15 protein-coding genes are annotated in these 13,235 nt (G+C 72.0%); 8 read left to right on the plus strand and 7 right to left on the minus strand.

Features of this window, described 5'->3' with window-relative positions; all coding sequences use genetic code 11:
• Positions 1-34: 34 nt before the first annotated feature.
• The 4 genes from OC439_RS05785 to OC439_RS05800 all read right to left on the minus strand — a co-directional run bounded on the left by OC439_RS05785 (position 35) and on the right by OC439_RS05800 (position 3,305).
• The gene (locus tag OC439_RS05785; RefSeq protein ID WP_262012550.1) at positions 35-922 is read right to left on the minus strand and encodes a hypothetical protein; all 888 of its coding nucleotides are present in this window, start codon (positions 920-922) and stop codon (positions 35-37) included.
• Complete coding sequence (locus OC439_RS05790; RefSeq protein ID WP_194798594.1) at positions 915-1,418, minus strand: SigE family RNA polymerase sigma factor; 504 nt, start codon at positions 1,416-1,418, stop codon at positions 915-917. The genes OC439_RS05785 and OC439_RS05790 overlap by 8 nt, the downstream gene beginning before the upstream one ends.
• 59 nt (positions 1,419-1,477) lie before the next feature.
• Positions 1,478-2,461, minus strand: coding sequence for a ketopantoate reductase family protein (locus tag OC439_RS05795; protein WP_262012551.1), 984 nt, complete (start codon positions 2,459-2,461; stop codon positions 1,478-1,480).
• Positions 2,462-2,561: 100 nt separating this feature from the next.
• Positions 2,562-3,305, minus strand: a complete 744-nt coding sequence (locus OC439_RS05800; protein WP_184977352.1) for a M50 family metallopeptidase — start codon at positions 3,303-3,305, stop codon at positions 2,562-2,564.
• A 100-nt stretch (positions 3,306-3,405) separates the two neighbouring features.
• On the opposite strand from OC439_RS05800, the gene OC439_RS05805 reads away from it, so the two are divergent.
• Positions 3,406-3,954 (plus strand): Uma2 family endonuclease, encoded by a 549-nt coding sequence (locus OC439_RS05805; protein ID WP_262012552.1) that lies wholly within the window; start codon positions 3,406-3,408, stop codon positions 3,952-3,954.
• A 128-nt stretch (positions 3,955-4,082) separates the two neighbouring features.
• Positions 4,083-4,838: a GH25 family lysozyme gene (locus OC439_RS05810; protein WP_262012553.1), complete on the plus strand. Its 756-nt coding sequence runs from the start codon at positions 4,083-4,085 to the stop codon at positions 4,836-4,838.
• A gap of 65 nt (positions 4,839-4,903) precedes the next feature.
• Here the strand turns inward: OC439_RS05810 and OC439_RS05815 are convergent, their stop codons facing one another.
• Positions 4,904-5,116 (minus strand): hypothetical protein, encoded by a 213-nt coding sequence (locus OC439_RS05815; RefSeq protein ID WP_091047495.1) that lies wholly within the window; start codon positions 5,114-5,116, stop codon positions 4,904-4,906.
• An 87-nt stretch (positions 5,117-5,203) separates the two neighbouring features.
• Positions 5,204-7,177, minus strand: a complete 1,974-nt coding sequence (locus tag OC439_RS05820; protein WP_262012554.1) for a serine/threonine-protein kinase — start codon at positions 7,175-7,177, stop codon at positions 5,204-5,206.
• Between the two features lie 91 nt (positions 7,178-7,268).
• Between OC439_RS05820 and OC439_RS05825 the strand changes: the two genes are divergently transcribed.
• The 6 genes from OC439_RS05825 (at position 7,269) to OC439_RS05850 (ending at position 11,886) form a co-directional block, all read left to right on the plus strand.
• Positions 7,269-7,481, plus strand: coding sequence for an acyl-CoA carboxylase subunit epsilon (locus OC439_RS05825; RefSeq protein WP_013474005.1), 213 nt, complete (start codon positions 7,269-7,271; stop codon positions 7,479-7,481).
• 101 nt (positions 7,482-7,582) lie between these two features.
• Positions 7,583-8,035: a hypothetical protein gene (locus OC439_RS05830; RefSeq protein ID WP_121684324.1), complete on the plus strand. Its 453-nt coding sequence runs from the start codon at positions 7,583-7,585 to the stop codon at positions 8,033-8,035.
• Positions 8,032-9,417, plus strand: coding sequence for a hypothetical protein (locus OC439_RS05835; protein ID WP_262012555.1), 1,386 nt, complete (start codon positions 8,032-8,034; stop codon positions 9,415-9,417). Before OC439_RS05830 ends, OC439_RS05835 begins: the two co-directional genes overlap by 4 nt.
• Positions 9,418-9,551: 134 nt before the next feature.
• Positions 9,552-10,556 (plus strand): S8 family serine peptidase, encoded by a 1,005-nt coding sequence (locus OC439_RS05840; protein WP_262012751.1) that lies wholly within the window; start codon positions 9,552-9,554, stop codon positions 10,554-10,556.
• A 10-nt stretch (positions 10,557-10,566) separates the two neighbouring features.
• Positions 10,567-11,223: a Maf family protein gene (locus OC439_RS05845; RefSeq protein WP_262012556.1), complete on the plus strand. Its 657-nt coding sequence runs from the start codon at positions 10,567-10,569 to the stop codon at positions 11,221-11,223.
• Positions 11,224-11,232: 9 nt separating this feature from the next.
• A complete protein-coding gene (locus OC439_RS05850; protein WP_262012557.1) occupies positions 11,233-11,886 on the plus strand; it encodes an O-methyltransferase in 654 nt (217 codons plus the stop codon).
• 76 nt (positions 11,887-11,962) lie between these two features.
• On the opposite strand, the gene OC439_RS05855 is transcribed toward OC439_RS05850, so the two are convergent.
• Positions 11,963-13,210: an MFS transporter gene (locus OC439_RS05855; protein WP_262012558.1), complete on the minus strand. Its 1,248-nt coding sequence runs from the start codon at positions 13,208-13,210 to the stop codon at positions 11,963-11,965.
• Positions 13,211-13,235: the final 25 nt, after the last annotated feature.

Raw genomic sequence — 13,235 nt, forward strand, 5'->3', positions numbered from 1 at the left:
TGCCCCCGCCGCTGAGACGGCGGGGGCACCGGCGTCAGCAGCCGGGGTTCGCGGCCACGCACATCCGCTCGGCCGCGACCCGGGCCATCTGCCGCACCTGTTCCTCGGTCACCCTGGCCTCGGGCGCCTGACCCATGGGCAGGTCGGTCCGCAGCCGGCCGGACGGGAGCAGCACCGTCACCAGATCACCCACCCGTACGACCAGCCGGTCCTCGAACAACGGCGGGTAGCCGGGCGGCCGGCCGGTCGCCTCGTCCGGCGCCACCGTCGCCTCGTGGCGCAGCAGCAGCGCCTGATCTCCGGCGAAACCGCTCGCCGCGACGTACCAGCGGTGCACGACCTCGGCGCTGACCGTCCCCCGCTCGGTGTAGACCTGGCCGGTCGTCCGCCACGCGCCGCAGGCCGCGACTGTGCCCTCCAGGTCGGTGACGAACCGGCCCGCCTCGCCTGGCGCCATCCGGTAGACGTCCTGGGTGAGAACCGATCCGATGGTCGTAGCGGGCTCGGTCGGCGGTTCCATCAGGGTCTGCCCCCGTGAGTAGCGCGAGCGCGGTTCCTCGGCCGGCCGCCCCTGTTCCCGGGCGCAGACCTGAAGCAGGTCGTCGACCCGGACCGGCTCGCCGAGGCCGGTCTCGCCGAGCCGTTCCCCGGTCGGTACGGGGACGTCGGCCGGTTCCAGCATCGCCTCGGCCACGATCTCCCCCCGCCCGTCGACGGCACCGGCGGCGGGCGGTGGCGGCGCGCCGGCCCGGTCCACGAGTGACGCGGTGAGCGCCGCGACGACCACCACCGAGGCCGCGGCGAGCGCGGCGGAGCGCCGGCTGCGCCGCCGGGCGGTGGCCCGGATCGCCTCCGGCTCCGGCCAGGTGACGTTGCGCAGATCCCGGTGCAGCAACTCCACGAGTGCGACGTCGTCAGGCATCTGCCGCCTCCTCCTCCAGGTCCACCACGGCGAGCAGCCCGGCGAGCGCGGTCCGCCCCCGGGAGAGCCGGGCCTTGACGGTGCCGATCGGCGCCTCGGTCTCCCGCGCCACCTCGGCGACCGGCATGCCGAGCAGGTAGTGCATGGCGATCGCGGTGCGCTGGGCCTCGGGCAGCCGGCGCAGCGCGGCGACCACGTCCAGCGTCTCGGTGCTCGGCGCCGGCACGTCCGCCACCGCGCCGTGCCGCAGGTAGGCGCGCGCCCGGCTGCGCAGGCTGCGCCAGCGGCTCACCGCGATCCGGCTCGCCACCACCCGCACCCAGGACTCCGGGTCGTCGTACCCGCGCACTGTGGACCACCGCTGCCAGGCCCTGATGTACGCCTCCTGCACGGCGTCCTGCGCCTCGGCGAGGTCACCGGTGAGCACGTAGACGAAGCCGAGCAGCCGTTGCCGGCTGCCCCGGTAGAACTCGTCGAAGCCGTCGCTGTCGGGCACCTGCCACCTCCCCGTGTTCGTGAGGGGACACGCCTGGCGGCGCGGTGCGGGTTGCCCGCTCAGCCGAGCAATTTCTCCAACTCGCCGAGCGGGAAGCCGCCGGCCGGGATCCGGTCCCGGACCGCCCGGCGGACCGCCGTCTGCACCGCCGCGTTGGCCGGGGTCGGCACGCCGTGCAGGCGCCCGAGGAGCACGATCTCACCGTTGAGGTGGTCGGTCTCGACCGAGCCCGCACCACGGGCCAGGCTCTGCCAGGTGGAGCCGCCGGAGCGCTCCTCGCCACCCACCGGCCGGTGCGACACCCGGTCGCCGCGTTCGGCGGCCTCCTCCTCGACGGTGGTGTGGGCGATGCCGGCTGCGGCGAGCGCCGCCTCGCCCTCGGCGCGTACCCGCTTCGACAGGGTTTCCGGCACGTCCCGGCCGAGCAGCGCCTGGAGGCCGTTGCCGAGGTTGGCGAGCAGCTTGCCGTACTTCCAGCGCATCACGTCGTCGCGGACCGGCGCGACGAACCCGGCCGCGGTCAGGTCGGCGGCGACCGCCCGGCTGGTGTCGTCGGCGCCGGTCGGGTAGCGGCCGATGTGCAGCATGCCCGGATGTGGATGGCCGTTGGCGACCACCACGCCCGGCTCCAGGTGGGTGGCGGGCAGCCACACGCACACCGGGTGTACGCGGGCGAAGCGCCGCAGCGCGGCCGGCTCGTTTGCCACGCCGTTCTGGGCCGGCACGACCGGCAGCCGCTCGCCCGCCGTCCCGCCGCCCTCGACCGGGGCGTCCGCCCAGACGTCGAGCGCCGCCACGGTGTCCTGCGACTTCACGGTGAGGACCAGCACGGTGTCCGCCGGCAGCGGCGGCCCGTCCGGCCCGGCCACCGCCGGGAGCCGGCCCGTCACGTCACGGTCCGGCGTGCGCAGCGTCAGACCCCGCTCCCGCAGCGCGTCCAGGTGCGCGCCACGGGCCACGAGCGTCACGTCGTGGCCGGCGTCGGCCAGGAGTACGCCGATGGTGCCGCCGACCGCGCCCGCTCCGATGATCACGTATCGCACGGTCCGATTCTGCCCTGCCGCGTAGCGGCCCGCTCCGCGACGCGATACGGCGCGCTGCGGGCCGACTTGGCGCGGCGCGCAGCGGTGCGGCTCGGCCCGGTCAGCCGGTGAGCCCCGCGTCGGCCAGGATCGGGCCGGCCAGCAGCAGCGCTCCGGCGGCCAGCGCGCCCACGCTCACCAGCAGGAACACGCCCACCCAGAACAGCGCCGGGAACGGCGTGATCCGGGCGAGCTGGTCGGCGTCGGACTGCGGCATCCGGCCCCGGGCGCGTTGCCGGTGCAGCTCGAACACCGGCCGTACGCCGCCGATCAGCAGGAACCAGACCGACGTCCACGCGAACGCGGCCTGCACCTCGGGCGAGGTGTACCAGGAGACGGCGAGCACCACGCCACCGGTGACAAGCAGCGACAGCACGCCGAACAGGTTGCGGATCATCACCAGCATGGCCAGCAGCAGCGCCACCGCGAGCCACAGCAGCAGCGTGATCCGGTTACCGGCCAGCAGCCACGCGCCACCGAGGCCGAGCAGCGACGGTGCGACGTACCCGGCGAGCAGCGTGAGGATCATGCCGGGCCCGGTGGGACGACCGGCGGAGAGCGTGAGCCCGGAGGTGTCCGAGTGCAGCCGGATGCCGTGCAGCCGGCGGCCGGTGAGCAGCGCGACGAGCGCGTGGCCGCCCTCGTGCGCGATGGTCACCGCGTTGCGGGCGATCCGCCAGGGCAACCGGGCCACGACCACCGCGAGCGCGACCACGGCGGTGACCACCACGAGCAGCGGCGGCGGGTCCGGCTGGGCGCTGGTCAGCGTGTCCCAGAGCGTGGTGAGACCGTCGATCAGGGGCATGGGCGGGGAGCCTACCGCCCCGAGCCGTGTCGCTCGACCGGCGTGCTCCCGCAGCCGGTCAGACTTGGCCGGGCAGTAACTGGAACGGAGATGATGTCGAGTGGATCCGGTAACGGCTGCGTCCGTGACCCCGCTGACCGAGGCCGATTACCTCGCGATGGGCGACGGCCGCCACCGCGTCGAACTGTTCGACCGGGGACTGATCATCAGCCCCGCCCCGGACCTGCGGCATCAGCGGGTGGTGCGCCGATTGGCGAACGCCGTCGAGTCGACGGTCGCGCCGGCCGGTCTCCTCGTTCACCACGGCGTCAACGTTCGGCTCGGCGTCGACCGGGTCATGATCCCCGACCTCGTCGTCACAGATGCCGACGGCGAGGGCGCGATCCTGGACGCGGAACGCGTGGCGCTTGTCGGCGAGGTCGTCTCGCCTTGGAACGCGGGCGTCGACCGGGTGTTGAAGATGCAGCTCTACGCGATCGCCCGAATCCCGTGGTACCTGCTCGTCGAGCAGGACGGCGACAGCCACTCGCTGCGGCTGCACCGGCTCGACGGCGCGCACTACGTCGAGGATGCCGTCGCCAAGGCGGGTGAGACGCTCAGTGTCACCGAGCCGTTCCGCTGGGCGATGGACCCGAGCGACCTGCGCTGATCCGCAACTGTCGCGCCACCTGGGCGAACGACGATCGTCTATGAAAATTTCCTTTCTTCCTATTGCGATCTAGGGCACTAACCTCCAAAGATGGGCATCAATCAACGGACGTCCCTCTGGAGGCAACCATGGCCCGTACCAGACTCTCCGTGCGCCGGCTTCTCGCCGCCGGCCTGGCCGCCGCCGCCACCGCGGCCGCGGCCCTCGTGGCGACCGCCGGACCGGCCGCCGCCGCGACCACGCCCGGGATCGACGTCTCCCGCTACCAGGGCAGCATCAACTGGACCAGCGTGCGCAACTCGGGCATCCAGTTCGCCTTCATCAAGGCCACCGAGGGTACGAGCTACAAGGACCCGAACTTCAATGCGAACTACGTCAACGCGTACAACGCCGGGGTGATCCGCGGGGCGTACCACTTCGCCCGGCCGAACATCTCCGCCGGTTCCACCCAGGCCAACTACCTGGCCAGCAACGGTGGCGCCTGGTCGGCGGACAGCCGTACGCTGCCCGCCGCGCTGGACATCGAGGGCAACCCGTACAGCGGCGGCTACTGCTACGGCCTGAGCACCACCGGCATGCGCAACTGGATCCAGGACTTCCTGAACACCTACCGCTCCCGCACCGGCCGGTACGCGGTCATCTACACCACCACGAGCTGGTGGAACCAGTGCACGGGCAGCTGGACCGGCCCGTGGGCCAACCACCCGCTGTGGCTCGCCCGCTGGGCCAGCGCGCCCGGCACGCTGCCGGCCGGCGCCCCGGTGTGGAGCTTCTGGCAGTACACCAGCACCGGCGCCGTCTCCGGGATCAGCGGCAACGTCGACCGCAACTACTGGAACGGTGACCGCAGCCGGCTGATCGCGCTGGCGAACAACACCGCCTGACATACGTGCGACACAAGTGGGACCGCCTCGTCACGAGGCGGTCCCGCTGTCGTCGTACCCCGAGGTCAGGCTCTGCGGCGCGCGGTGGCCGGGACGGGCACCGGCGTCCGGCGCGTCAGGCGCCACGCCGCCACACCGGCGACAGTGAGCGTCAGCACGCCGAGGACCGCGACCGGCGCGGACAGGCCGGCACTGATGAGGAGCAGTACGACGTCGCCGAGCGCAACGAGCATCCACAGTGCCAGCCGCGGGCCGGTGTACCTCCGTCGGTAACCCATGTCGCGCCTCCTTCCGTCGTCGGAGGGATTCATACCCCCGAGGACGGAAAGCCATGCGAGCGAGTTTCGTGACCGCGGGATTCCCGGTCAGTTCTGACGGTCCGGCACGAAGCCCTTGGTGATGATCTCCCAGTTGGCCAGGTTGGCGTCCCAGTCCTTCGCGGGCACCTCCCAGCGCAGCGCGAAGCCCCTGTTGCTGGCGGTCGCCACACCCCGGTTACGCACGTGGAACCGGGTGCCGTCGTCGCGCGTCTCCAGCCAGTCCCAGTCGGCGCAGGTGCGGAAGTAGGGGTCGCACTTGGTGATGCCGACCAGCTTGTAGTTCCGGACGCGGGAAGCGCGGTACTTCTCCTGGCCCTGCCAGTCGGCGTACGCGTCCGGCTTCGGGTTCGGCGTCCACTGGATGAACAGCACCCGCCGAGCGCCACCGACCTCGTAGAGCACGACGTTGTCGCTGCGGACCCGAGCCTCGAAACCGTTCGGGATCGGCACCTTGAAGCCGTTCGGGCCGGTGTAGAGGCGCCAGCCGGCCGGCAACACGGCCCCGGACGCAGACGGGCTGGCCGAGGGAGAAGGGCTGGCCGACGCACTAGTGGCCGGGGCGCTCGGCGACGCGCTCTCGCTCGGCGCGGGCGGCGCCGCCGACGCCGAGGTGCCGGCCGTCGGCTCACCGCCGTCGCCGTCGTCACCGTTGTTCAGCAGCGGCACGGCCACCACCAGGCCGACGAGCAGCAGCACTACAAGCGCACCGATCAGCAGGTTGCGCCGGTTCGGCGCGGACTTCTCGACCGGCAGCACCGTCGCCCGGCCGGTCGACGGTGTCTCCTGCACCGGAGCCGGGCTGACCGGCGCGGAGCCGGTCACGGCCGGGCTCACCGGCGCCGGGGTGTCGGTGACCGGGTCGCCGTCGAGCCGCGTCTCGTCCAGCGCCGGGTCGACGCCGTCCACCCGCGCCTCGTCGTCCACAAGGGTCTCGTCGGCCGAGGGCGCCGGGTCGAGCTTCGCCGTCGGGTCGGCGGGCGGCGGGGTCACCGCGGTGGGCCCGGCGTCCGAGGTGGATGCCGGCACCTTCGCCGTCGGGTCGGCGGCTGCCGCCGTACCCCCGGTTGCGGCGACCCCGGACGCGGCGCGTTCGGCCTGGTCGGCCGGGCGCGGCGCGGGCACCAGCGGCGGACGCGGCACGCGCGGACCGTTCGGCCCGGGCCGGCGTACGCCGTCGAGCAGCGAGATGCTCTTGGCCCGCCGGCCGGCGGCCTTGCGCAGCATGCGCTCGGCCACCTCGGCGGTGATCCGCTCGTCCGGGTCCTTGCGGAGCAGGCCCTGGAGCACCGGCTTGAGCGGCCCGGCGTTGCGCGGCGGCGGCATCGGCTCGGTGGCGAGCGCGGCGAGCGTGGCGATCGCCGACGGGCGCGCGTACGGCGACTTGCCCTCGACGGCCGCGTAGAGCGTGGCGCCGAGCGACCAGAGGTCCGCCTCCGGGCCGGCAGTGCCCTCGCGGGCACGCTCCGGAGAGATGTACGCGGGTGAGCCCAGCACCATGCCGGTGCGCGTCACGTTCGGGTCGCCGGGGATGGTGGCCAGGCCGAAGTCGGTGAGCACCACCCGGCCGTCCTCGCCGAGCAGCACGTTGCCCGGCTTGACGTCGCGGTGCATGATGCCGGCCTTGTGCGCGGCCTTCAGTGCGTTGAGCACGCCGAGGCCGATCTCGACCGCTTTGGCCGGGGTGACCGGGCCGTCCTCGGCGATGGTGTCCTGCAACGACTTCGACGCCACGTACTCCATGACGATCCACGGATCGCCGTCGGTGCGCAGCACGTCGAAGATGCGGACCACGTTGATGTTGTTGAGGCGGGCGATCGCCCGCGCCTCACGCAGCGAGCGCTCGCGCATCTCGCGGCGCTCCTCCGGGGTGAGGCCGGGGGGCGGGACCAGTTCCTTGATGGCCACGTCCCGGTGCAGCACCTCGTCCCGCGCCTTCCAGACGCGGCCCATGCCGCCTTGACCGAGCGGCGTGATAAGCCGGTACCGGTCGGCGACGAGTTGGGGGAGCGCGTTCGACATCGCAGAAACCGTACCCGGCCGCTGCGACGCCCACACCGTCGGCACGCCACTGTACGGCGAAGGTCGAATTCGCGACGCGTATCCTTGGGTCATGTCTGCCGAGGAGCCCCTGTTCCGGATCGTCCGTGGCGTGCCCACCGCCGAGGAGCTGGCCGCTCTGGTCGGCGCGATCGTGGTGCGCACCCGCCCGGCCCAGGCCGCCGCGCCGGCCCCCGTGTCGCAGTGGGCGCGCAGCGCACGCCCCGCCCTGGCCGGGCCCGTCGCGGGCCCCGGCGCGTGGCGGGCCTCCGGCCTCCCTCGCTGACCTCACCTCCCGCTCGCGGCGGCGGGGCGGGGCTGCCGGGATCAGCGTCGAGCCATTAACCTCACTCAGGGAAACCGTGTGGTGACGGGCAGGAGGCTCCGATGATCCCGGAGGACAACCAGCCAGCCGGCTGGCTGCGCGGCTACGGCGGCATCGAGGCCGACATCCGACAGATGCGGGAGTTCGCCGACCGCCTCCAGGACGAGGTGACGCGCAACTACTCGCCGCACCTGTCCTACATCGCCGACGACATGAAGGCCCCGGTGCCCAACCCGGCCGACGCCTTCATCGAGCTGGTCCAGTTCCTTCAGGCCCACCACGACACCCAGACCGCCGCGGTGAGCGCGGTCTGGGACCTCGCACCGGCGACCGGCCGGCTCGCCGACGCCGCCGGGCGGATCGCCGCCCGCTACGGCGACGCCGACGCGTTCTCCTCCGCCCGCGTGGCCGACGTGGAACGGGCGCTAGCGGGCCCCTCCGCCACCGTCGCCCGCCCGATGCCGCCACTGGCCGACCCCACCGCCCCCGAACAGAGCCGGGTGATCCTGCCGTGATCGAACGGGGCAGCGGACGCACCTCCGGGCTGACCGACTGGCAGCTGATGGACGTCCTCAGCATGTGGGCGTGCGTGCAGGACCAGGACACCGCCGGCCAGTGGAAGCAGGTCGCCGGTTGGCGCAAGGTCTGCGACCTCGCCCTGGCCCACCTGAGCCGCCTGCGCGAATACCGGCGCGGTCTGGCCGAGGCGTGGCCGCCGGAGACCAACGCCGCCGCGCGGGCGTACATCGCCGAACTCGACCAGCTCATCGAGCGCGTGCAGCGCACCCACGACGCCGCCGCCGCGAACTACGACGCGCTGGCGGCCGCCGCACGCGCCATCGGCAGCGCGCGGGCCGAGCTGCAACCACTGCACGAGGAGTACGCGAAGAAGCTGCGGCAGAAGCAGGCGTACGAGGCGACGATCGCCGACCCGAAGGCGGTTGCGGGCAGCCGGTTGCCGGAACGGCCCCCGGTGACGGACGACGACCTGGAGCAGTTGAACGTACGGGCGCGCGGGTTGATGACGGGGCTGAGCGGCGAACTCCAGCACGCCCAGGTCATGCTCCAGCGCCCACCAGCACCAACAAAATGGCCTGGCCGCGATGACGGGGCAACCCTGTCTAGCGAGGCTCCATCAATCCCCTCCATACCGCCCGTAATCCCTACTCCGATTGTGACGTCAGTCAGAAGCGGAGTAGCGCCGCAGCCGGATGCAAAGAGGCTTAACCCCATCACGCCAGCTTCCTCGGTTATCGGCCCAGTGCTCGGGGGAGCCCATACTGGCATCGCGCCGACCCCGCAGGGTTCTGGTCTGGCTCCGGCCCCCACGCCCGCTACTACCGCACCCCATCCAGGGTTGGGCGGTCCACCTCTGATCCCAGGATCGCTCGGCTCAACGCCCCGCACACCTCAGCCTCCTCAAATCAGCGATTCCCCGCCCTCGGGAAAGACGGTCGCGAATAACCGAGAGGGCATCCACCGGACGCTGTCACCACCCACGAACTACCCAGGCGGGGTCATCGGCGGAGTTCCGGGCACGGGCCAGACTGCCTCATCGATGCCCCAGCGTCGGATTAACCCGGTCGGCGGTGTCATCGGCGGTGGCGGAGCCGGAACAGCACCGACTGGCGCCGCTGGATCGCGCCCGGGCTCAGGAAGGCTCTCCAACCCGGAAGGGTTTCACGCCACCCCTCCCCTTGGCGGCGCCCCTGGTTTTGGTCCTAGTCGCACTGGCGGCAGCCCTCGTACATCCGCAACGCACCAGAACGACGATCACGAACCTTCATGGGACCCAGACCACCCGTGGGTTACCAACAAGGGAGTACCACCTATCGTTATTCCGCCAGAGGATGAAGGGCCGATTGATCCCGGACCCGCCATCGGACTCGGCAGGTGAAGCACATACTAGGCCGATTACTAGTATCTTCAGTGCTTGTCGGCCTCGCATTCCCTGCACCCGGCCCGGCCGAAGCGGCAATGCATTTCCCGGTCGCAGCCAGGCAGGCGAAGCCGCAATGGCACCTAGCTTATATGCGGACGGCAGAGGCGAACTTGCTTTCTAAAGGCTCCGGGACGGTGATTGCCGTCGTGGATACAGGGGTCGCACCCCACCCCGACCTCCAACGAAACCTTCTGGACGGAGTAGATCTGACGGCCAGCCATGCACCCAACGGCCAAAGAGATTCGGATGGCCACGGCACAGCGATGGCCGGCCTCATCGTTGCCAATGGCGGGTCAACCGGTGGGGGCGTTTCCGGCATCGCCCCAGAGGCTAAGGTCCTACCCATCCGGGCGAAGATCAGGAACTCAGAGGGCGACGTAGCCGACTTGGTTAACGGGATTGAATTTGCAGTTTCAGCAGGTGCAGACGTTATAAGCATCTCGGCCGCGGCTCCGGCAGACGCCCAAGTCCAGAAGGCAATCAAGCTTGCACACCAAGCAGATGTCGTGGTCGTAGCATCGGCAGGGAATACCACAAGTTCATCAACAGTGGAGTATCCGGCCCGCGAGCCAGGCGTGATCGCTGTCGGCGGAATTGATCGACAGGGAAACCATGCTGACATCTCAGTCGCCGGGCCGGAAATTGATGTTGTAGCGCCGGCCGTCGACATCTACAGCACCGGGCTCAACGGGGGCTATCGAGTCGGCACCGGTACATCCGATGCGACTGCGATCGTTGCCGGGGCTGCTGCTCTCATCCGCTCCAAGTACCCCAACCTGCCCGCCCAGGAAGTCGCCCACCGGCTGACCGCCACCGCCGTCGACAAGGGACCACCCGGCCGCGACGACCAGTACGGCTACGGCGTCATCGACCTGGTCGCCGCGCTCACCGCCGACGTACCGCCGCTCGGCTTCGAGTCCTCCGACGTCACGCCACCCGCGTCGGCGGAGGCAGCGCCCGACAAGGGCGACGACGGCAGCGCGACCGTACGCGGGCTCGCCACCCTCGGCGTGCTGGTGGCGGCGGGCGGCGGCTACCTGTTCTGGCGGCGGCGCCGACGTGCCGACGACCCGCCGCCGAGGGTCAGCCGGTAGCGTCGGCGGGGTGTCGACCTCCGTACCGGTGCGCCTCGTGCTCGCCTCGCAGTCCCCCGCCCGCCGCAAGTTGCTCCAGGCCGCCGGGATCGAACCGGACGTGCTGGTCAGCGGCGTGGACGAGTCGCAGGTGGTGAGCGATCGGGCCGAGGATCTGTGCCTGGAGCTGGCCCGGCTGAAGGCGCAGGCGGTACGTGATCGGCTGCGACCGTCGCCGGACGAGCGCACGCTGGTGCTCGGCTGTGACTCGGTGCTCGCCTTCGACGGCGAGATCCTCGGCAAGCCCGATGACGCGGCGGACGCCACCCGGCGGTGGCAGCGGATGCGCGGGCACAGCGGCGTCCTGCACACCGGGCACTGCCTGATCGACGTGACCCACGAGTCCCGCGCCGAGGCCGTCGCCTCTACGACTGTGCACTTCGCCGACATCAGCGACGAGGAGATCGCCGCGTACGTGGCGACGGGCGAGCCGCTGGCGGTGGCCGGCGCGTTCACCATCGACGGGCTGGGCGGGGCGTTCCTGACCGGGATCGAGGGTGATCCGGGCACGGTGGTGGGGTTGTCCCTGCCGTTGCTGCGCCGGCTGCTCGCCGAGGTGGAGCTGAGCATCGTCGACCTGTGGACGAAGATCGCGCCCGGGGGCCAGGAGATCGAACATCTCGGCTAACGTCCGGACATGACCACGAAGCCGCTGCCGCTCACCCCGGAACTGCACGCCTACCTGGTGGCCCACGGGTCCGCCCCGGACGAGATCGTCCAGGAGCTGGCCGAGGAGACCCGGGCGGCCCTGCCCGCCGAGGCGGTCATGCAGGTCGCACCCGAACAGGCCGCGTTCCTGACGTTCCTGACCCGGCTGCTCGGCGTACGGCAGGCGGTCGAGGTCGGCACGTTCACCGGCCTCTCCTCGCTGGCTATCGCCCGAGGGCTGGCCGAGGGCGGCCGGTTGACCTGCTTCGACATCTCCGAGGAGTACACGGGCGTGGCCCGGCGCTACTGGCAGCGCGCCGGTGTGCAGGACCGGATCGAGCTGCGCATCGGCCCGGCCGCCCAGACGTTGCGCGAGCTGCCCCGCGAGCGTTACCTGGACTTCGCGTTCATCGACGCGGACAAGGTCAGCTACCCGATCTACTGGGACGAGCTGGTGCCCCGCATGCGTCCCGGCGCGGTGATCGCCGTCGACAACACGTTGCGCGACGGCCGGGTGCTCGCTCCGCGCAACGCCGACGACCGGGCGATCGCCGCGTTCAACGACGCGGTGATCGCTGATGTCCGCGTCGAGGCGGTCATGCTGCCCATCGCCGACGGCGTCACGCTCGCCCGGGTGCTCTAGCCGGCCGAACACAACCTCCCCGAAGTGGCGGGATCCCTGAGCACCGGATACCGCCACCTCGCCGAAACGGAGTCGATCAAGCCGCGCGGACCGGCGCGGGCAGGGCACGCCCCAGCCGCACCGTCAGCAGCACCGCCACCGCGATGAACGCGGGCAGCAGCAGGAACGCCGGGTGCGGGCCGACGCCGTCGGCCACCCACCCGAGCGCCACCGGCGCGATCCCGAAACCCACACCCATCGAGTACGCGGACCAGCCCGCCGCCTTGTCGGCGGCCGGGCCGGCGACGGCGAGCGCGATCGAGATCGCCAACGGGTAGTGCAGCGCGTTGCCGAGCCCGAGCACGACCAGCCCGGTGACCGCGAGCCAGCCGACCGTACTGCCCCAGAACAGCGCGAACCCGGCCATCGAGACGGTGAGCGCGCCGAGCAGCAGCGGCACCGGCGCCCAGCGCAGCGCGGCCCGGCCACCGGCGATCCGGCCGGCGAACATGCCGCAGACGATCGCGGCGACCGCCGCCGACGCCCCGCCCGCGCTCAGCCCGGCGTGGGTCCGCAGCACGTCGGCTGTCCACAGCGACAGGCAGACCTCGATCGACCCGGTGACGGACATCAGGACCCAGGCGATCCAGTACGCACGCGGCAGCCGCCCCGCCGCACCGGGACCGGAGTAGACGGGCTCCCCGGAAGCGGGGACGGCGGGCACCCGGGTGGCGACGGCCACGGGGACGGGTGTGCCGGCAGCCGCGTCAGCGGGGGCGCGTTTCGGCCCGCGTACCCGGAAGGTCAGGGCGGCCAGCGCGACGAGCGTGATCAGCCCGACCTCGACGGCCATCAGCGGTCGCCAGCCGAGACCGGCGTCGACGGTGGCGCCGATGGTCAGCGGCGCCAGGATGCCCATGCCGGCGCAGGCCGCGTTGGCCTCGGTGAGCGCGGCCGGGGCGGTGGGTCCGTGCCGGGCGGTGAGCACCACGCTCACGCCGCTGACGACCATCATGCCGAAGGTGGCGATGACCGCGACGGCGGCGAGCGTGGCCGGTAGCGGGCGGAGCAGACCGAGCGCGGTCACGCCCGCGGCGACGCCGGCGAGGCCGAGCCAGATGGCCGGGGCACGGCCGAGGCGTCGGGCGACCGGGGCGAACAGCGCGCCGCCGGCGAGCGCGCCCACCGCGATGCCGGTGCTGTGCAGGCCGGCGACGGCGGCGCTGGTGCCCTGTTCGTCGCGGAGCAGGGGGACGACCGGGCCGAACCCGTAGAGGAAGAAGCCCCACAGACCGAGCTGGGCGTAGGTCAGCCAGGTGATCCGGTCACGGGTGAGGCGGGGCACCGGCCCACGCTACGCGCGCCCGGCC

This window comes from Micromonospora sp. Mcm103, assembly GCF_024519755.1.
In the GTDB taxonomy this organism is placed as follows: Bacteria; Actinomycetota; Actinomycetes; order Mycobacteriales; family Micromonosporaceae; genus Micromonospora; species Micromonospora aurantiaca.